The sequence below is a fragment of the Enterobacter cloacae complex sp. ECL414 genome (assembly GCF_021869685.1).
Classification (GTDB): Bacteria; Pseudomonadota; Gammaproteobacteria; order Enterobacterales; family Enterobacteriaceae; genus Enterobacter; species Enterobacter kobei.
Genome location: NZ_CP091481.1, coordinates 4413851 through 4432257, shown reverse-complemented (window position 1 = coordinate 4432257; position 18407 = coordinate 4413851). Strand labels below are relative to the sequence as shown.

At 55.4% G+C, this 18407-nt stretch carries 19 protein-coding genes; 14 read left to right on the top strand and 5 right to left on the bottom strand.

The window, feature by feature from the left end:
* Positions 1 to 3 precede the first annotated feature (3 nt).
* The 10 genes from L3068_RS21480 to trpS all read left to right on the top strand — a co-directional run bounded on the left by L3068_RS21480 (position 4) and on the right by trpS (position 8694).
* Entirely contained in the window at positions 4 to 459 is a 456-nt protein-coding gene (locus L3068_RS21480; RefSeq protein WP_232947950.1) for a HofO family protein, read from the top strand.
* Positions 449 to 853, top strand: a complete 405-nt coding sequence (locus tag L3068_RS21475) for a HofP DNA utilization family protein (protein ID WP_117581777.1) — start codon at positions 449 to 451, stop codon at positions 851 to 853. The genes L3068_RS21480 and L3068_RS21475 overlap by 11 nt, the downstream gene beginning before the upstream one ends.
* Positions 765 to 2003, top strand: a complete 1239-nt coding sequence (hofQ, locus tag L3068_RS21470) for a DNA uptake porin HofQ (protein ID WP_117581775.1) — start codon at positions 765 to 767, stop codon at positions 2001 to 2003. Before L3068_RS21475 ends, hofQ begins: the two co-directional genes overlap by 89 nt.
* A gap of 286 nt (positions 2004 to 2289) precedes the next feature.
* Positions 2290 to 2811, top strand: coding sequence for a shikimate kinase AroK (gene aroK / locus L3068_RS21465; protein ID WP_003861630.1), 522 nt, complete (start codon positions 2290 to 2292; stop codon positions 2809 to 2811).
* A gap of 56 nt (positions 2812 to 2867) precedes the next feature.
* The gene (gene aroB, locus L3068_RS21460; RefSeq protein ID WP_014885526.1) at positions 2868 to 3956 is read left to right on the top strand and encodes a 3-dehydroquinate synthase; all 1089 of its coding nucleotides are present in this window, start codon (positions 2868 to 2870) and stop codon (positions 3954 to 3956) included.
* A 92-nt stretch (positions 3957 to 4048) separates the two neighbouring features.
* On the top strand, positions 4049 to 5344 hold the full coding sequence (gene damX, locus L3068_RS21455) for a cell division protein DamX (RefSeq protein WP_117581773.1): 1296 nt from the start codon (positions 4049 to 4051) through the stop codon (positions 5342 to 5344).
* Between the two features lie 67 nt (positions 5345 to 5411).
* Positions 5412 to 6224, top strand: coding sequence for an adenine-specific DNA-methyltransferase (gene dam / locus L3068_RS21450; protein WP_014885524.1), 813 nt, complete (start codon positions 5412 to 5414; stop codon positions 6222 to 6224).
* Positions 6225 to 6265: 41 nt separating this feature from the next.
* Positions 6266 to 6943, top strand: coding sequence for a ribulose-phosphate 3-epimerase (rpe, locus tag L3068_RS21445; protein WP_014885523.1), 678 nt, complete (start codon positions 6266 to 6268; stop codon positions 6941 to 6943).
* Positions 6936 to 7697, top strand: a complete 762-nt coding sequence (gene gph, locus L3068_RS21440; protein WP_023337906.1) for a phosphoglycolate phosphatase — start codon at positions 6936 to 6938, stop codon at positions 7695 to 7697. The genes rpe and gph overlap by 8 nt, the downstream gene beginning before the upstream one ends.
* Entirely contained in the window at positions 7690 to 8694 is a 1005-nt protein-coding gene (gene trpS / locus L3068_RS21435) for a tryptophan--tRNA ligase (RefSeq protein ID WP_014885521.1), read from the top strand. The genes gph and trpS overlap by 8 nt, the downstream gene beginning before the upstream one ends.
* A 143-nt stretch (positions 8695 to 8837) precedes the next feature.
* Here the strand turns inward: trpS and L3068_RS21430 are convergent, their stop codons facing one another.
* From L3068_RS21430 to nirB, 4 genes are all read right to left on the bottom strand, one after another.
* Positions 8838 to 9008, bottom strand: coding sequence for a YhfL family protein (locus L3068_RS21430; protein WP_014885520.1), 171 nt, complete (start codon positions 9006 to 9008; stop codon positions 8838 to 8840).
* 138 nt (positions 9009 to 9146) lie between these two features.
* A complete protein-coding gene (cysG, locus tag L3068_RS21425; protein ID WP_117581772.1) occupies positions 9147 to 10520 on the bottom strand; it encodes a siroheme synthase CysG in 1374 nt (457 codons plus the stop codon).
* A gap of 135 nt (positions 10521 to 10655) precedes the next feature.
* On the bottom strand, positions 10656 to 10982 hold the full coding sequence (nirD, locus tag L3068_RS21420; protein ID WP_014885518.1) for a nitrite reductase small subunit NirD: 327 nt from the start codon (positions 10980 to 10982) through the stop codon (positions 10656 to 10658).
* Positions 10979 to 13522 (bottom strand): nitrite reductase large subunit NirB, encoded by a 2544-nt coding sequence (gene nirB, locus L3068_RS21415; RefSeq protein ID WP_047027070.1) that lies wholly within the window; start codon positions 13520 to 13522, stop codon positions 10979 to 10981. Before nirB ends, nirD begins: the two co-directional genes overlap by 4 nt.
* 239 nt (positions 13523 to 13761) lie before the next feature.
* On the opposite strand from nirB, the gene L3068_RS21410 reads away from it, so the two are divergent.
* On the top strand, positions 13762 to 15063 hold the full coding sequence (locus L3068_RS21410) for a cytosine deaminase (protein WP_023331477.1): 1302 nt from the start codon (positions 13762 to 13764) through the stop codon (positions 15061 to 15063).
* A gap of 18 nt (positions 15064 to 15081) precedes the next feature.
* On the opposite strand, the gene tsgA is transcribed toward L3068_RS21410, so the two are convergent.
* The gene (gene tsgA / locus L3068_RS21405; RefSeq protein ID WP_048997509.1) at positions 15082 to 16263 is read right to left on the bottom strand and encodes an MFS transporter TsgA; all 1182 of its coding nucleotides are present in this window, start codon (positions 16261 to 16263) and stop codon (positions 15082 to 15084) included.
* Between the two features lie 278 nt (positions 16264 to 16541).
* Between tsgA and ppiA the strand changes: the two genes are divergently transcribed.
* The 3 genes from ppiA to pabA all read left to right on the top strand — a co-directional run bounded on the left by ppiA (position 16542) and on the right by pabA (position 18398).
* On the top strand, positions 16542 to 17114 hold the full coding sequence (gene ppiA, locus L3068_RS21400; RefSeq protein ID WP_014885514.1) for a peptidylprolyl isomerase A: 573 nt from the start codon (positions 16542 to 16544) through the stop codon (positions 17112 to 17114).
* 105 nt (positions 17115 to 17219) lie between these two features.
* Entirely contained in the window at positions 17220 to 17804 is a 585-nt protein-coding gene (locus L3068_RS21395) for a putative adenosine monophosphate-protein transferase Fic (protein WP_014885513.1), read from the top strand.
* A 30-nt stretch (positions 17805 to 17834) separates the two neighbouring features.
* Complete coding sequence (gene pabA, locus L3068_RS21390; RefSeq protein WP_117581768.1) at positions 17835 to 18398, top strand: aminodeoxychorismate synthase component 2; 564 nt, start codon at positions 17835 to 17837, stop codon at positions 18396 to 18398.
* Positions 18399 to 18407 lie beyond the last annotated feature (9 nt).

Here is an 18407-nt window from a genome sequence, read left to right as displayed (position 1 = left end):
CGCGTGGAGACATTGTTAGAACGCTGGTGTGATAGCCGCCCCTGGTGTCGGCTGATCTGCATGTGTCTGGGGATTTTCCTTGTGGGACTGGCAGCATGGAGCACGGTGCTTCGGCCAGTTGAGAGGCAGTGTACAGAGCGACAGCAGCAGCTGGTCCAGGAGGTGCGGACTAACGCGTCGCTGTGGCCTTCCGCCAGTAAGACAACGCTTCGTCCGGAAACCCAGACGGCACGGGAGATGATGCCATTTTCGCCGCTCGATTTTCACGGTGAAGGAACAACGCTCCTGCACTGGAAGCCGTTGCAAAACGGCGGCGAACTGGCGCTGGAATCGGCGTGGCAGGCGATCCCCGCACTCTTTTCCCGGCTGGCACAGCGGGATGTGCAGGTCGCTGCTTTTACGATTTCGCCCCAAAGTACGGTGTTACGCCTGCGGCTGGAGCTGGAACATGCGAAATAGCGCGAAGTGCCTGCTGGTTTGTTCCGTGCTGTTACTGACCGGCATGCGCGATCCGTTTCGCCCGCCGGATGACCCTTGCGCCACGGGCGAGCTGGCGCAGTGGCACTACCGCGGAATGGTAGCAGGGCAGCAGCGACTGGCTATCTTACAGGACGGGCAACAGCGCTGGCATCGTATGAAAATGCGCGATCGTTTTCCGGCGGGCTGGCAGATAACCGCCATCAATGAAATGGAACTGGACATTGCCGTGGGGGAGACATGTGAACCCGGGCAATGGACGTGGCAACGAGAAGGAAAGGATACAAATGACGTTAAGGATAGTGCTGTTGCTGCTGGCGTTCAGCCACCCGCTGTGGGCCGCCGCGCCAAAGCCGGTCACGCTGGTGGTGGATGATGTTCCTGTGGCCCAGGTGCTCCAGGCACTGGTTACGCAGGAGAACCGTAATCTGGTGATATCGCCCGATGTCAGCGGCACGCTCTCGCTTAATCTGACGGGCGTCCCCTGGCGGCAAGCATTGCAGACGGTCATTGCCAGCGCCGGGCTCGTTTTGCACGAGGAGCGCAGCATTTTTTATGTTCATACCCCGGCATGGCTGCGCGATCGGCGGGAACGTTTAGAGCAGGAGCGGGCGCGTCGGCAGCTTGATGCACCGCTGGTCTCGCAAAGCCTCCCATTTTCATATGCGGACGCCGGGGAACTGCAAAAAGCCGCAGAAAAGCTTCTGAGTCCAAAGGGGAGTGTATCGGTCGACAAACGTACCAACCGCCTGCTGGTCAGAGATAACGCGGCCGCGCTGGAAGCGCTGCAGCAGTGGGCGTTGCAGATGGATATTCCCGTCGAGCAGGTTGAGCTGGCGGCGCATATTGTCACCATTAATGAAAAAAGCCTCCGTGAGCTGGGCGTGAAATGGAATCTCGCTGACGCTACCGAGGCGGGCAGGGTTGGACAGATTACGACGCTTGGCAGCGATCTGTCCGTGGCCAGCGCAACCAGCCATGTGGGGTTTAACATCGGGCGGATTAACGGCAGGCTGCTGGATCTGGAGTTATCTGCGCTGGAACAAAAACAGCAGGTCGATATCATCGCCAGCCCCCGGCTGCTGGCCTCGCATATGCAACCGGCAAGCATCAAGCAGGGCAGTGAGATCCCGTATCAGGTCTCAAGCGGCGAAAGCGGCGCGACCTCGGTGGAGTTTAAAGAGGCAGTACTCGGAATGGAGGTCACGCCGGTGGTATTGCCCGGTGGACGCGTGCGACTGAAATTACACATCAGTGAAAACATGCCGGGACAGGTGTTGCAGCAGGCTGACGGTGAAACGCTGGCCATCGACAAGCAGGAGATAGAAACCCAGGTGGAGGTCAAAAGTGGAGAAACGCTGGCGCTGGGCGGGATTTTCTCGCAAAAGAATAAAACCGGCAGTGACGGCGTACCCGGGCTTAGCCGCATCCCCTGGCTGGGACAACTTTTTCGCCATGATGGAAAAGACAATGAACGGCGTGAGTTAGTGGTGTTTATTACACCACGTCTGGTGGCTATTCACTGACGGGTAACGATCCCCGCAATGATTTTGCATTCAGTTTGTTGCAGATGTTTGACGTGGGGCATGAATTAGCATACAAGGAGTACCGATTTGAGTTGGACTTACGTCTTATTACCTTATGCGACCGGCGTGGTGATTTAATCAGTTGCCAAACAAGCCGGAGTATTGAGATAATTTTTAGTCTGACTCTCGCTCTATTGCATATGAGGTTTCAGTTCATGTCCTGCTACGCCGGGTGTCTGCGAAGCGGGGATTACCATTAACGAATAGTCTTAGTAGTACCGATAAAATGGCAGAGAAACGCAATATCTTTCTGGTTGGGCCTATGGGTGCCGGCAAAAGCACTATTGGGCGTCAGTTAGCTCAACAACTCAATATGGAATTTTACGATTCTGATCAAGAGATTGAGAAACGAACCGGAGCTGATGTGGGCTGGGTTTTCGATGTAGAAGGCGAAGAAGGTTTCCGTGACCGAGAAGAAAAAGTGATCAACGAACTCACGGAAAAACAGGGCATCGTACTGGCAACAGGCGGCGGCTCTGTGAAATCTCGCGAAACCCGCAACCGTCTCTCCGCCCGTGGCGTAGTGGTCTATCTTGAGACGACCATTGAGAAACAGCTGGCACGTACGCAGCGCGATAAAAAGCGCCCGTTGCTGCAGGTTGAAACGCCACCTCGCGAAGTTCTGGAAGCGTTGGCCGATGAACGCAATCCGCTGTACGAAGAGATTGCCGATGTGACCATTCGCACTGACGATCAGAGCGCTAAAGTGGTTGCAAACCAGATTATTCATATGCTGGAAAGCAACTGATTCTGGCTTTATATACACTCGCCTGCGGGTAAAGCATTAAAGGTGGATGTCGCGTCATGGAGAGGATTACAGTTACTCTCGGGGAACGTAGTTACCCTATCACCATCGCGGCTGGTTTGTTTAACGACCCAGCTTCCTTTTTACCACTAAAAGCGGGTGATCAGGCGATGCTGGTCACCAATGAGACGCTGGCTCCGCTTTATCTCGACCGCGTACGCCACCTGCTTGAGCAGGCAGGCGTTAAAGTCGACAGTGTGATTCTGCCCGATGGCGAGCAGTATAAAAGCCTGACGGTACTGGATACCGTCTTTACCGCATTGCTGCAAAAACCGCATGGTCGCGATACAACACTGCTTGCCCTGGGCGGCGGTGTTGTGGGCGATCTCACCGGCTTTGCGGCCGCAAGCTATCAACGTGGCGTTCGTTTTATTCAAATCCCGACCACGTTGCTGTCACAGGTCGACTCCTCTGTCGGCGGCAAAACCGCAGTCAACCATCCGCTCGGCAAAAACATGATTGGCGCGTTCTACCAACCCGCATCGGTCGTGGTGGATCTCGACTGTCTGAAAACCCTGCCGACGCGCGAGCTGGCTTCGGGTCTGGCTGAAGTGATCAAATACGGCATTATTCTGGATGGCGAGTTCTTTAACTGGCTGGAAGAGAATATGGATGCGTTGTTGCGCCTGGATGAAGCAAAACTGGCATACTGCATTCGTCGTTGTTGTGAACTGAAAGCAGAAGTTGTCGCCGCAGACGAGCGTGAAACCGGCTTACGTGCTTTACTGAATCTTGGGCATACGTTTGGTCACGCCATTGAAGCCGAAATGGGTTACGGCAACTGGTTGCACGGTGAAGCCGTCGCAGCCGGAATGGTCATGGCAGCCCGCACCTCTGAACGTCTGGGTCAGTTTAAACCGGAAGAGACGGCACGTATCATTGCGCTGCTTGAACGTGCAGGTTTGCCGGTAACCGGGCCGCAGGAGATGTCGGCGCAAGCGTATTTACCCCACATGATGCGCGATAAAAAAGTATTGGCAGGTGAGATGCGTCTTGTACTCCCGCTTGCAATAGGGAAGAGTGAAGTGCGCGGCGGAGTGTCGCACGATGTCGTTCTTGGCGCTATCGCTGATTGTCAGCAGGCGTAACAACTAGAAAGGTCAGGCCACTTTTACCGGTGGTCGTTTAGCTTCAGGCGAAATGCAAAGACGTAGGCATAAGCCTTTGAGTGGGGTGTTAAATGGATGAATTCAAACCAGAAGACGAGCTGAAACCCGATCCCAGCGATCGTCGTACTGGTCGTTCTCGTCAATCTTCAGAACGTGATAACGAGCCGCAGATCAACTTTGACGATGTTGAACTGGATGCAGACGATCGTCGCCCTTCGCGTAGCCGCAACGCGCGTGATGAGCGAGAAGAAGAGGATTATGAGTCCGAAGAAGATTCAATGGACGAACAGCCTGTAGAGCGTCGCCCGCGTAAACGTAAAAAAGCCGCTGCGCAGAAACCGGCTTCCCGCCAGTATATTATGATGGGCCTTGGCGTTTTGGTGCTTGTGCTGCTGATTGTTGGCATTGGCTCCGCGCTGAAAGCACCGTCAACGAACTCAACCGAGCAGACGGCTTCTACTGAGAAGAGCATTAATCTTTCCGGTAACGATGCGACGGATCAGGCGAACGGTGCGCAGCCAGCGCCGGGCACCACTTCCGCTGAGCAGACTGCCAGCAACACCACGACGCCGCAGGATGTTTCCCTGCCGCCTGTGTCATCAACCCCAACTCAGGGTCAGGCTCCCGTTACGCCTGAAGGCCAGCAGCGTGTAGAAGTTCAGGGAGACCTGAACAATGCACTGACGCAGCCACAGAACCAGCAGCAGGTTGATAACGTTGTGGTGAACTCTACGCTGCCAACTGAACCTGCAACCGTTGCGCCGATTCGCGGTGGTAACGCTCAGCCGCAAACTGCGGCGATGGAAACCAAGCCGCGTCAGACGCAAACGGCGACACGTCCTGAACGTAAGCAGGCGGTGATTGAGCCTAAGCGTGAAACCAAACCTCAGGCCGTAGTCAAAGCGCCTGAAGTGAAAGCCGCACCGACACAGCCGAAACACACGGCTACAGCTGCCGTGAACGAGCCGGCCAAAGCGCCAGTCACGCAGACTGCACCGAAAGCGACGGCGACCACAACGGCACCGGCGGCCACCACTGCGCCTGCCGCGACGGCTTCCAGCACGACAGCAGGCAAAACCGCAGGCAACGTCAGCTCGCTGAAATCTGCGCCATCCAGCAACTACACGCTGCAGTTGAGCAGTTCGTCTAACTATGACAACCTCAACGGTTGGGCGAAGAAATCAAATCTGAAAAACTACGTGGTTTATCAGACGACCCGAAACGGTCAACCGTGGTATGTGTTGGTTAGCGGGGTTTATGCATCCAAAGATGAAGCGAAACGTGCCGTGGCGTCGCTGCCTGCAGATGTTCAGGCTAAAAACCCATGGGCGAAGCCGATTCATCAGGTTCAGGCCGATCTGAAGTAATGTTTAAAGCGCAGGATGCTGTCGGAGCTTTCTCCACAGCCGGAGAAGGTGTAATCAGTTAGTCAGCATGAAAAAAAATCGCGCTTTTCTGAAATGGGCAGGGGGGAAATACCCCCTGCTCGATGATATTAAAAAGCACCTGCCAAAAGGCGAGTGTCTTATCGAGCCCTTCGTGGGTGCAGGATCGGTGTTTCTGAACACTGATTTTTCTCGTTATATCCTCGCGGATATCAACAGCGACCTTATCAGCCTCTATAACATCGTCAAACTGCGTACCGATGAGTATGTGGAAGAGGCGCGTAAGCTGTTTACGCCTGAGAACAACAACCCTGACGTCTACTATCGGTTCCGCACGGAGTTTAATCAGAGCCAGGATCCGTTCCGCCGCGCTCTGTTGTTCCTCTATCTCAACCGTCATGGTTACAACGGCCTGTGCCGGTATAATCTGCGTGGTGAATTCAACGTGCCGTTTGGTCGTTATAAGCGCCCGTACTTCCCGCAGGACGAGTTATATCACTTTGCTGCAAAAGCGCAGAATGCAGAGTTCCACTGTCTCTCCTATGAGGAGTGTATGGAACTGGCGGGCGTAAATTCGGTGGTTTACTGTGACCCTCCGTACGCCCCGCTGTCTGCGACGGCGAATTTCACGGCCTACCATACCAACAGCTTCAGCCCGGCCGAACAGGCGCGTCTGGCGGAGATGGCGGAAAAGCTGGTCAGCAAAAGAATTCCGGTGTTAATTTCGAATCACGATACGCCTGATACGCGCGAATGGTATAAAGCCGCGAAGCATTTTCAGGTTAAAGTGCGGCGTAGCATTAGCAGCAACGGCGGCACACGTAAAAAGGTGGACGAACTCCTGGCTCTTTATCGCCCCTGAGCCGTTTTGCCCGCCGGTAAACACATTTCAAGGAGATGCGGATGAAACAGTTTTTGATTGCTCCCTCAATTCTGTCGGCCGATTTTGCCCGCCTGGGTGAAGACACGGCTAAAGCTCTCGCGGCTGGCGCAGATGTCGTCCATTTCGACGTTATGGATAACCACTATGTCCCCAACCTGACGATTGGCCCAATGGTGCTCAAGGCGCTGCGTAACTACGGCATCACCGCGCCGATCGACGTTCACCTGATGGTCAAGCCGGTCGACCGAATCGTGCCAGACTTCGCCGCGGCGGGGGCCAGCATCATCACTTTCCATCCGGAAGCCTCAGAACATGTGGACCGCACCCTGCAGCTGATCAAAGAGAATGGCTGTAAGGCGGGTCTGGTGTTTAACCCGGCCACGCCGTTGAGCTATCTCGATCATGTCATGGATAAACTGGACGTCATTTTGCTGATGTCTGTTAACCCGGGCTTTGGCGGTCAGTCGTTCATCCCTCATACGCTGGACAAGCTGCGCGAAGTGCGCCGTCGTATTGATGAGTCAGGATACGATATTCGCCTGGAAGTGGACGGCGGTGTGAAAGTGAATAACATTGGTGAAATTGCGGCAGCGGGCGCGGATATGTTCGTTGCCGGGTCGGCCATTTTCGACCAACCGGATTACAAAAAAGTCATTGATGAAATGCGCCGCGAGCTGGCGAAGGTAAGTCATGGATAAATTGCAGGCAATTCGGGGTGTAGCGTTCGACCTCGACGGCACGCTGGTTGACAGCGCGCCGGGCTTAACGAGCGCCGTGGATCAGGCGCTGTATGCCCTTGAACTGCCCGTTGCGGGCGAAGAACGTGTTGTGACGTGGATTGGCAACGGTGCCGATGTGCTGATGGAGCGCGCGTTAACGTGGGCTCGCCAGGAGCGCGCGTCGCAGCGTTCCGCGCAGGGCAAACCGAGCGTCGATCACGCGGATATCCCTCAGGATGAGCAGCTGCGTATTCTGCGCAAACTGTTCAATCGTTTCTATGAAGAGACCGTTGAAGAGGGGAGTTTTCTCTTCCCGGACGTCCAGGAAACCCTGAGCGCGCTGCATGCCAAAGGCATCCCGCTTGGGCTGGTGACCAATAAACCCACGCCGTTTGTTGCCCCTCTTCTCGACGCGCTGGATATCGCGAAATATTTCTCCGTGATTGTGGGCGGCGATGATGTGCAAAACAAAAAGCCGCATCCGGAACCGCTGTTGCTGGTGGCAGGAAAATTATCCTTAACACCTGCGGAGCTGCTCTTTGTCGGGGATTCCCGCAATGATATTCTGGCTGCCCGCGCGGCAGGATGTCCTTCCGTCGGATTGACCTATGGCTACAACTACGGTGAGGCCATTACGCTGAGTGAGCCGGATGTTGTGTTCGACCACTTCAAAGATTTGTTGCCCGCACTCGGGCTTTCGCACAGTGAACATCAGGAATTGAATAATGACTAAGCCCATCGTATTTAGTGGCGCACAGCCGTCAGGTGAATTGACCATTGGTAACTACATGGGTGCGTTGCGTCAGTGGGTCAGCATGCAGGATGACTACCATTGCATTTACTGCATCGTGGACCTTCATGCCATCACTGCGCGTCAGGATCCTGAGAAGCTGCGCAAAGCCACCCTGGACACCCTGGCCCTCTATCTGGCCTGCGGCATCGATCCTGAGAAGAGCACCATTTTCGTTCAGTCACATGTACCAGAGCACGCACAGCTGGGCTGGGCGCTGAACTGCTACACCTACTTCGGTGAACTGAGCCGCATGACCCAGTTCAAGGATAAATCCGCACGCTATTCTGAAAACATCAACGCCGGTCTGTTTGACTATCCGGTGCTGATGGCGGCTGACATTCTGCTGTACCAGACCAACCAGGTTCCTGTCGGTGAAGACCAGAAACAGCACCTGGAGCTGAGCCGCGATATCGCCCAGCGCTTCAACGCGCTTTATGGCGAGGTGTTTAAAGTACCAGAGCCGTTTATTCCGAAATCGGGCGCACGCGTCATGTCGCTGCTGGAACCGACCAAGAAGATGTCCAAGTCAGACGATAACCGCAACAACGTTATCGGCCTGCTGGAAGATCCGAAATCCGTGGTTAAAAAGCTTAAGCGTGCGGTGACCGACTCCGACGAGCCGCCAGTGGTGCGCTACGACGTGCAGAATAAAGCGGGCGTTTCCAACCTGCTGGATATTCTCTCCGGTGTGACCGGCCAGAGCATTCCAGAGCTGGAACAGCACTTCGAAGGCAAGATGTACGGCCACCTGAAAGGTGAAGTGGCAGACGCCGTTTCCGGCATGTTGACCGAGTTGCAGGAGCGTTATCACCGCTACCGTAACGACGAAGCTTTCCTGCAGAAGGTGATGAAAGACGGTGCGGAAAAAGCCAGCGCGCGCGCGTCAGAAACCCTCAAAGCGGTGTATGAAGCGATTGGGTTTGTGGGTAAACCATAGGTAAAAGCAAAACGGTAACCACGTTACCGTTTTTAGGGTTTGTTCCCTCTCTCTGTGGGAGAGGGTAAGGGTGAGGGCATCAGGCCGCACTTCCCAAAACTAAAAAACCGGGTAATCCCGGTTTTTTTACGCCTGAAAACGGCTTACTGCTGTGCCGCCTGTCCGCAACCACCGATGATCTTCGAAATTGAGATCGCCGGGTGCAGCAGATAATCGTAGCTGCAGTTATTTTTGGTGTTTTGAACGTGACCGGTACAGGCCGTCAGGGTCGATAACAGGCCAACCAGAACGGCGGCTTTTGCCAGCTTGAACATACGCATTCCTTGTCTAAAAAATTGGATGTAATACGAGGGAATAAATGGAAAAGTTCCACTATGCGGGCGGTATGTTAGCGGTAGCCGTTAGAGGGGAGTAGTCCGCTTAAGGACTACTCGAAGAGGGAAAAATATGTGTCAGTGATTCGAGAACCAGTTCAGCTTATCGCGTAATTCAACCACGCGACCCACCACAATCAACGCCGGACTTTCAACCTGCTGCGCCAGCTCGCCGAGTTGAGTCAGCACACCATCGACAACACGCTGCGTAATGGCGGTACCGTTTTCAACCAGCGCAACGGGCATATCTGCCTCCATGCCGTGCTCCAGCAGTTTCGCCTGAATGGTGGCGGCCTGATTCAGCCCCATGTAGAAGACCAACGTCTGCTTTTCAGCGGCCAGGTTATGCCAGTCCAGTTCGCTGCCGGTTTTGAGGTGGCCCGTCACAAGACGCACGCTCTGCGCGTAATCGCGGTGGGTCAGCGGGATGCCGGAGTAGGCTGAGCAGCCGGACGCCGCCGTAATCCCTGGCACCACGGAGAACGGAATACCTGCGTTGCATAGGGTTTCCAGCTCTTCGCCGCCGCGACCAAAGATAAACGGATCGCCGCCTTTCAGACGCACCACGCGCTTACCTTTCTGCGCCTCGCGCAGCAGGATCTGGTTAATCTCTTCCTGCGGTACGCAGTGGTAGCCCGCGCGCTTGCCGACGAAGACGCGATCGGCGTCGCGACGCACCAGGTTCATGATGTCATCGGAGACCAGGCGGTCGTAGACCACGATATCCGCCTGCTGGATCTGTTGCAGGCCTTTCAGCGTCAGTAAGCCTGCATCGCCAGGACCCGCGCCGACCAGCACCACTTCACCACGGTGATCCAGCGGTTCGTTCAGTAACTGTTCGGTCGTCTCTTCCACCGCTTTTGTGTCCTGGTTCGCCAGCGACTGCGCCAGCCTGTCGTTCACAAAGAACTTTTCCCAGAAGCGACGACGCTCCCCTACGGTCGCGAAGGTTTGCTTCACGCGGGAACGAAGTTGTCCGGCATAGTGGGCAATATGACCAAGATGCTGCGGCAGCACGGCTTCCAGTTTTTCCCGCAGCAGGCGAGCGAGAACAGGTGAGCGTCCACCGGATGACACCGCAATCATCAGCGGTGAGCGGTCGATAATCGACGGCATGATAAAGCTGGCTTCTTTCGGCGCATCTACCACGTTGCAGAAGATACGCCGCGCTTCGCAGGCATCGCTGACGCGCTGATTCACGGCATCGTCATCCGTTGCGGCAATGGTCAGCCAGCAGGTATCCAGCAGGGATTCATCAAACTCTCCTTGTACCCGCGTGAGCATCCCTTCCTGAGCCCAGACGTCAAACTGCGGGGTGAAGGTGAGAGCATTCACGGTCAGTCGGGCCCCCGCTTCCAGCAGCAGGCGCGCCTTGCGCTCAGCCACATCGCCGCCGCCCACAAGCAGGCAGTCGCGATGGCGTAATTGACAAAAAATCGGCAGGTGGTCCACGACGATACCTCACAGCATTCAAGGAGGGGGTAAGCATTGACGTCAGGATAACAGCAGGAATCGCCGAAAATATACGGTTTTTCCTGCCGTTACCCATAAGGGGTCATAAGCCTTTCCTATTGAAAAGGCGGGGGGTTACGCTTTGAGCTGCACCTTGCCGTCCTTCACGCGGACGTCATAGTGCTTCACGGAGACGCTTTCATCTTCCATGCAGCGTCCGTCGGTTAAACGGAAACGCTGCTTTTTCAGCGGGCTGGCGACCCACAGTTCACCCTGGTGCTCGGCAATCAGGCCACGGGAGAGCACGCTGGCCTCGAAGAACGGGTCGATATTGCTGATGGCAAAAACCTGTTCATCGTGACGGGGACGGAAAATCGCGACCTGCTCGTTACCCAGCAGCGCACACACGCCGGTGGCGGGCAGAATGTCGTTAATCTCGCAAATGTTTACCCACTGGCTCATGCGTTTTCCTCCACCAGCGTGACTGGAATGCGTTCATACGGTGTTGCCGGGCGATGCTGCTCGCGCTCTGGCACCACCTGCACGTTCGGGTCGCGCTGGGTGCTGTTGATAAAGTGTTTGAAGCGTATCTGCGCCGCAGGGGTATTCACGGTTTCGGTCCACTCGCAGATCACTGCCTCGCGCAGGCGAGCCATCTCTGCTTCCAGATGCTCGTTCAGGCCCAGCTTGTCGTCGATGATCACCGCTTTCAGATAATCAATGCCGCCTTCCAGGTTATCCAGCCAGGACGCTGTACGGGTCAGCTTATCGGCGGTACGGATGTAGAACATCATAAAGCGGTCGAGGTACTTAATCAGCGTGTCGTGGTCAAGATCCGCTGCCAGCAGGTCTGCATGGCGTGGTTTCATCCCGCCGTTACCGCAGACGTACAGGTTCCAGCCTTTTTCGGTGGCAATAATACCCACGTCTTTACCCTGCGCTTCGGCACATTCACGGGTACAGCCGGAGACGCCGAACTTCATTTTATGCGGGGTACGGATGCCTTTATAGCGGTTTTCCAGTTCCACGCCGAAGCCGACGCTGTCGCCCACGCCGTAGCGGCACCAGGTGCTGCCCACGCAGGTTTTCGCCATACGCAGCGCTTTGGCATACGCGTGGCCGGTTTCAAAGCCTGCTTCAATCAGCTGGCGCCAGATTTCTGGCAGGTCGTCTTTCTGCGCCCCAAACAGCCCGATACGTTGTGAACCGGTAATTTTGGTGTACAGGTTAAATTCGCGGGCGATCCGGCCCACCGCGACCAGCCCTTCCGGCGTGATTTCGCCACCGGCGGAACGTGGAATGACGGAGTAGGTGCCGTCTTTCTGAATGTTCGCCAGGAAGTTGTCATTGGTATCCTGCAGCGGCGTGTGCTCGGGTTTAAGCACGTATTCATTCCAGCAGGAGGCCAGCAGGGAGCCGACGGTCGGTTTACACACTTCACAGCCGTAACCCTGGCCGTGTTTCGCCAGCAGTTCGTCGAAGGACTTAATGCCTTCCACACGGATCAGGTGATACAGCTCCTGGCGAGAGTAAGCAAAATGCTCGCACAGGTTGTTGTTCACTTCGATGCCCTGTTTCGCCAGCTCGGCGTTCAGCACCTGAGTCACCAGTGGAATACATCCGCCACAGCCGGTACCGGCTTTGGTTTCGGCTTTCAGCGCGGCAACGGTATGGCAGCCCTTGTTGATGGCAGAGATCAGCATGCCTTTGGTGACGTCGAAGCAGGAGCAAATCTGCGCGCTGTCCGGCAGTTTATCCACGCCGATGGACGGTTTACCGCTGGAGGCGTGCGCCGGGAGGATCAGCGCGTCCGGGTTTTCCGGCAGCTCGATGGCGTTGAGCACCAGCTGGAGCAGGTTACCGAAGTCGCTGGTATCGCCTACCAGTACTGCGCCGAGCAGGGTTTTATTGTCCTTACTGACGATAAGACGTTTGTAGACTTCTTTGCTTTCGTCGAGATAGACGTAGCTGCGAGCGCCAGGCGTGCGACCGTGCGCATCGCCGATACCGCCCACGTCCACGCCCAGCAGCTTCAGCTTGGCGCTCATATCCGCGCCGGTGAAGGCGTTTTCGCTGCCGAGAATATGGTCCACGGCGACCTGCGCCATTTTGTAGCCTGGCGCCACGAGACCGTATACGCGGTTATTCCAGCTGGCGCATTCGCCAATCGCGTAGATATCCGGGTCGGAGGTCTGGCAGGTATCGTTAATCATGATCCCGCCGCGCTGCGCGACGGCCAGACCGCACTGGGTTGCCAGTTTGTCGCGTGGACGAATACCGGTGGAGAAGACGATAAAGTCTACTTCCAGCTCGCTGCCGTCAGCAAAGCGCATGGTTTTACGTGCTTCGGTGCCTTCCTGCACGATCTCTTTGGTGTTCTTGCTGGTGTGAACTTTCACGCCCATGCTTTCGATTTTACGGCGAAGCTGGTCGCCACCCATGTGGTCGAGCTGTTCGGCCATCAGCATCGGGGCAAATTCGATGACGTGGGTTTCTACGCCGAGGTTTTTCAGCGCGCCCGCGGCTTCTAAGCCCAGCAGACCGCCGCCGACAACGGCGCCGCGCTTGCTGCGGCGTGCGCAGGATTCAATGGCGTTGAGGTCTTCAATCGTACGGTAAACGAAGCAATCCTGAGTTTCAGAACCTTTAATAGGCGGGATCCACGGATACGAGCCTGTCGCCATGATCAGCTTGTCGTAAAAAACCGTACGTCCGGCGCTGGAGTGGATCACTTTTTCCTGACGGTTGATGGTGATGGCGCGTTCGCCCACCAGCACTTTTACGCCATGCTTCTCATAGAAACCTTCACGCACTAAAGAGAGCTCTTCGGCGGTATGATGGGAGAAGTAGGAAGACAAGTGCACACGGTCGTACGCCTTGCGGGGTTCTTCACAGAACACGGTAATATCGAACTGGTCGGCACCGGCTTTATCGAGAAGATCCTCAATAAAGCGATGGCCGACCATGCCGTTACCGATGATAGCGAGTCTGACTTTGCTCATTTTTGCCTCGATTTCTTTTCTATTACTGCCTACCTTAACGATTCAGCAGGGGCGCTTATTGATGTAAATCAAATACGTCTTCGCCTACTCCTTAGGTGGTATGCGGCTGATTTGTCAGGATTTTTATAAGTTATGGAAATCGCAGGCTTTTCGGGGGCGTCGATTTTGTGTACAAAGCAATGGCGTATTTTTGAACAAAAATATGCTTAAACAACGTTGCGTTGATCAGGGGATAAGAAATGTCTACAACACCGCTTTGGCTTGTTCAGAATGTTCGCTTACCGGGCCGGGAAGGACTATGGCAACTCGCCATTGAGAACGGGCGATTTGGTGACATCACCCCAATGGACGACACCCGCGCTGAAAGTTATGAAGTGTTGAACGCGCGCGGTGGGCTGGCGATCCCACCGTTTATCGAGCCGCATATCCATCTTGATACCACCCAGACGGCAGGCGAGCCGAACTGGAATCAGTCGGGCACGCTCTTTGAGGGCATTGAACGCTGGGCGGAGCGCAAAGCGTTACTCAGCCATGACGACGTCAAAGCGCGCGCCTGGAAAACGCTGAAGTGGCAAATCGCCAACGGCATTCAGTTTGTCCGTACCCATGTGGATGTCTCCGACCCGACGCTCACCGCCCTGAAGGCCATGCTGGAAGTGAAGCAGGAGGTGGCCCCATGGGTGACGCTGCAAATCGTCGCGTTCCCCCAGGAGGGTATTCTCTCTTACCCGAACGGCGCGGCGCTGCTGGAAGAGGCGTTAAAACTGGGTGCCGACGTGGTGGGGGCAATCCCGCACTTCGAATTCACCCGCGAGTATGGCGTCCAGTCGCTGCATATTGCTTTTGCACTGGCGAAGAAATATGACCGTCCGCTGGATATCCATTGCGATGAAATTGACGACGAACAGTCGCGGTTTGTCGAGACGGTGGCTACCCTGGCCTACGAGGCTGGCATCGGTCCGCGCGTGACCGCCAGCCATACTACCGCCATGCACTCCTACAACGGTGCGTACACCTCGCGCCTGTTCCGCCTGTTGAAGATGTCAGGGATTAACTTCGTCGCTAACCCGCTGGTCAATATCCACCTGCAGGGGCGTTTTGACGACTATCCTAAGCGCCGCGGCATCACGCGCGTGAAGGAACTCCAGGAAGCAGGCATTAACGTCTGCTTTGGTCATGACGATGTTTTTGACCCCTGGTACCCGCTGGGAACCGGCAATATGCTCCAGGTGCTGCACATGGGGTTACACGTCTGCCAGATGATGGGCTATCCGCAAATCGACAGCGGCCTGGATCTGATCACCCATAACAGCGCCCGTACCTTTGGCCTGAGCGATTACGGTATTGCCACGGGCAATCCGGCGAATCTGGTGATTTTGCCTGCGGAAAGCGGGTTTGAAGCGGTGCGCTGTCAGGTGCCGGTGCGCTGGTCGATTCGTCAGGGGCGGGTGATTGCCACGACGCAGCTGGCGCAGACGTGGATCCAGATGGATATCGGGGGTGAAGAGGTCAGCTTTGCCAGAAACAGCCCCTCTGCGTAGCGCAAAGGGGCGTGAAGGTTAGTGAGACGCTACCGCGTTGTGCTGGCGGTGGCGAGTCACGAAGCCCAGCACGAAGCACATGATGAACACCACGGCATACAGACCGTTAGCGGTGTGCAGCGCCGCCAGCGGGCCGCTGTGGGCAACGATCGGCCCCGTCACCACAAAGGTGAGCATGGTGCCGATGGTACCGCAGGTCAGCACGAAGTTAACCAGCTTCGGCGAAGCTACTTTGGTCTGCAGGGAGCCCAGCGTGATGATAGAGGTGTAAATCGCGCTGGAGAAGAAGCCCAGGGTCATAATGAACCACGGCATATTGTCCGGGGAACCGTTGATGAACAGATACATCAGCACGGTTGCCAGGCCCGCCAGCACCGTCAGGATGCGCTGCAGATCGAAGAAGCGCAGGATGAAGCTAAACGCCCACATGCCGAACATGTAAGACATCCAGAAATCGCTTACCAGTTTACCCGCGTCGTTCAGGCTCATGCCCAGGCCTTTCGCGTATTCCGGTACCCAGGAGATAAAGCCCAGCTGGCCCAGGATATAGCACAGGGCGGCGATGGAGAGGAACAGTACGCCGATGCCCCATTTCTCTTTCGCGACGGGTTCTGCGGCGGTTTGCGCTTTTTTGCCCAGAACCGGGAATTCACAGCCGAAGGTCAGAATAAAGATTGCTACGTAAACCAGACCGATACAGGCATAGACCCAGTACCACTCAATGCTGCGTGCCAGCAGAACGGCGGCCACCATCGGGAAAATCATCCCGGCCATGCTGAAGAAGGAGTCGGTGAACAGCAGGCGCGCGCCGCGCTGACGGCCTTCATACATATGGGTAATCAGGAACGTACCGATCGACATGGTGATCCCGCTGACCAGGCCGAGCACGAACATGGCGGCGGAGAACAACGCGATGCTGTGACTCAGCATCAGACCCGCCACGGCGGCGACCATCAGCACAAAACCAAAACGCAGCTGCGTCTTCAGCGGCACGATTTCCATCAGCCAGGCATTCAGGAAGATAGAAATCAGGATCCCGGCGTTGAGGAAGGTAAAGGTGTTACTCATACTGGAGACGGGCAGCTGGAAGTAGTCTGCGATATTCCCCATCACCATCCCGGTGACGATCACCAACGCGCCGGTCAGGGCGTAGGAGAAGAAGCTGATCCATGTGAGCTTGATGCGATTGCTGTTAGTCATGTCTGGCCTGTTCAAAAAAAGAAAAGCGCCCGGAGGGCGCTGAGAGCGGGCAGATTTTAGACATTAAAGTGATCCATTCATACCTTTTCAGAGAAATTTAAACTTCATTGCAGTTTTTTATGTGATCTCTATCACATAAAAAGACGCCGTAACCAATCGTTTGCGTGGTTACAACTGTTTCAATTTCGTAAAATTAGGTAAAAGGCTGGTCTCCGTTCATACTGCTCTTTAGAATCAAGCCATTCGCTTTTTATACTGCGCTTTGTTAAGGAATTCTCATGCTCAAATCAACACTGGCGGCTGTCGCAGCTGTGTTTGCTCTTTCTGCCGTTTCCCCTGCTGCGCTGGCAGCCAAAGGGGACCCTCACGTTCTGCTGACCACCTCTGCCGGGAATATTGAGCTGGAACTGAATAGCCAGAAAGCTCCGGTTTCCGTGAAAAACTTCCTCGACTATGTGAACAGTGGTTTTTATAACAACACCACTTTCCACCGCGTGATCCCTGGCTTCATGATTCAGGGCGGCGGTTTCAACGAGCAGATGCAGCAGAAGCAGCCGAACCCGCCGATCAAAAACGAAGCGGACAACGGCTTGCTGAACAAGCGCGGCACGATTTCCATGGCACGTACGGCGGATAAAGACAGCGCCACCAGCCAGTTCTTCCTCAATGTGGCGGATAACGCCTTTCTCGACCATGGCCAGCGTGACTTCGGTTACGCGGTCTTCGGTAAAATTGTGAAAGGGATGGACGTGGCGGATAAGATTTCTCAGGTTCCTACTCATGACGTCGGCCCGTACCAGAATGTGCCGTCCAAACCGGTCGTGATCCTCTCCGCAAAAGTACTGCCGTAACCCTCTTTGACACGGGCGGCGCTCGCCCGTGTAATGCCCCCTCCCTGCGAAAGCGCGTTTTGCTGCTTATACTTGTGGCAAACGGACTATTCAGGGAGGCGTTAAGTGAAAAAACTCACCGACAAGCAAAAATCCCGTATTTGGGAGCAGCAGCGTAACGTCAATCTTCAGGCCAGTTGTCTCCTTGAAAAAGGTCATGGTCCTTCAGAACCCCATATTGAGACGCTGGAGCTCGGGCCTTCCGCGCCCGGTTTACCCCATCTTTGCCTTATTCACCGCCATCTGTATCGCAAAGAGCTGAAGCGGGCGGGCGAATACCGTACCGACGATATTTTTAAAGGTGACATTCCTTTCTGCCACTTCGAGTACATCGAGAAGATGGGCAATGAATTGATGGCGGACCTGGAAAGCGAAAAGTATCTGGTGGGTCTTCAGAAAGAAACCTTTGTGAACAGAGTTAGTCACTACTACTGTGAAATCAATATGCTGCATCCTTTTATGAGCGGCAATGGTATTGCCCAACGGGTCTTCTTTGAGCAGCTGGCCATTCATGCCGGGTATATGCTGGACTGGCGGGGTATCGATCCCGAGCAGTGGGTGGCGGCGAACCGAAGCGGCGCCACGGGCGATTTGACTGCGCTGAACGCTGTCTTTGCCAAAGTAGTGAGCGAAGCGCGGGAATCTGAGTAGAATAGGGCGGCATTTTTTTCGGGAGCCGCCATGATTCTGCTGATTGATAACTACGATTCCTTCACCTGGAACCTTTACCAGTATTTTTGTGAGCTGGGAGCAGAGGTGGTTGTCCGCCGTAACGACGACGTGACTCTGGCCGATATTGCGACGCTGGCTCCGCAGAAAATTGTGATTTCACCCGGCCCCTGCACGCCGTCGGAATCGGGCGTGTCTCTGGATGTTATCCGGCACTATGCAGGCAAGCTGCCCATTCTGGGCGTCTGCCTGGGCCATCAGGCCATTGCCCAGGTATTCGGCGCCACCATCGTGCGTGCCGCGAAAGTGATGCACGGAAAAACGTCGCCGGTCACGCATACCGGTACCGGGGTATTCACGGGGCTCAATAATCCCTTAACCGTGACGCGCTACCATTCGCTGGTGATTGACCCGCCGACGCTGCCAGACTGCTTTGAGGTGACCGCCTGGAGCGATACGCAGGAGATCATGGGGATTCGCCACCGCGAGTGGGATCTTGAGGGCGTGCAATTCCATCCGGAAAGTATCCTTAGCGAGCAAGGGCATGACCTGCTGGCTAATTTCTTCCATCGCTGAATATCTGTT

What these genes read in the sequence shown, in the direction of transcription:
- L3068_RS21475 (WP_117581777.1), top strand. Translation starts at nt 449, where the DNA reads ATGCGAAATAGCGCGAAGTGCCTGCTGGTTTGTTCCGTGCTGTTACTG.
- hofQ (WP_117581775.1), top strand. Translation starts at nt 765, where the DNA reads ATGACGTTAAGGATAGTGCTGTTGCTGCTGGCGTTCAGCCACCCGCTG.
- aroK (WP_003861630.1), top strand. Translation starts at nt 2,290, where the DNA reads ATGGCAGAGAAACGCAATATCTTTCTGGTTGGGCCTATGGGTGCCGGC.
- aroB (WP_014885526.1), top strand. Translation starts at nt 2,868, where the DNA reads ATGGAGAGGATTACAGTTACTCTCGGGGAACGTAGTTACCCTATCACC.
- damX (WP_117581773.1), top strand. Translation starts at nt 4,049, where the DNA reads ATGGATGAATTCAAACCAGAAGACGAGCTGAAACCCGATCCCAGCGAT.
- dam (WP_014885524.1), top strand. Translation starts at nt 5,412, where the DNA reads ATGAAAAAAAATCGCGCTTTTCTGAAATGGGCAGGGGGGAAATACCCC.
- rpe (WP_014885523.1), top strand. Translation starts at nt 6,266, where the DNA reads ATGAAACAGTTTTTGATTGCTCCCTCAATTCTGTCGGCCGATTTTGCC.
- gph (WP_023337906.1), top strand. Translation starts at nt 6,936, where the DNA reads ATGGATAAATTGCAGGCAATTCGGGGTGTAGCGTTCGACCTCGACGGC.
- trpS (WP_014885521.1), top strand. Translation starts at nt 7,690, where the DNA reads ATGACTAAGCCCATCGTATTTAGTGGCGCACAGCCGTCAGGTGAATTG.
- L3068_RS21430 (WP_014885520.1), bottom strand. Translation starts at nt 9,008, where the DNA reads ATGTTCAAGCTGGCAAAAGCCGCCGTTCTGGTTGGCCTGTTATCGACC.
- nirD (WP_014885518.1), bottom strand. Translation starts at nt 10,982, where the DNA reads ATGAGCCAGTGGGTAAACATTTGCGAGATTAACGACATTCTGCCCGCC.
- nirB (WP_047027070.1), bottom strand. Translation starts at nt 13,522, where the DNA reads ATGAGCAAAGTCAGACTCGCTATCATCGGTAACGGCATGGTCGGCCAT.
- L3068_RS21410 (WP_023331477.1), top strand. Translation starts at nt 13,762, where the DNA reads ATGTCTACAACACCGCTTTGGCTTGTTCAGAATGTTCGCTTACCGGGC.
- tsgA (WP_048997509.1), bottom strand. Translation starts at nt 16,263, where the DNA reads ATGACTAACAGCAATCGCATCAAGCTCACATGGATCAGCTTCTTCTCC.
- ppiA (WP_014885514.1), top strand. Translation starts at nt 16,542, where the DNA reads ATGCTCAAATCAACACTGGCGGCTGTCGCAGCTGTGTTTGCTCTTTCT.
- pabA (WP_117581768.1), top strand. Translation starts at nt 17,835, where the DNA reads ATGATTCTGCTGATTGATAACTACGATTCCTTCACCTGGAACCTTTAC.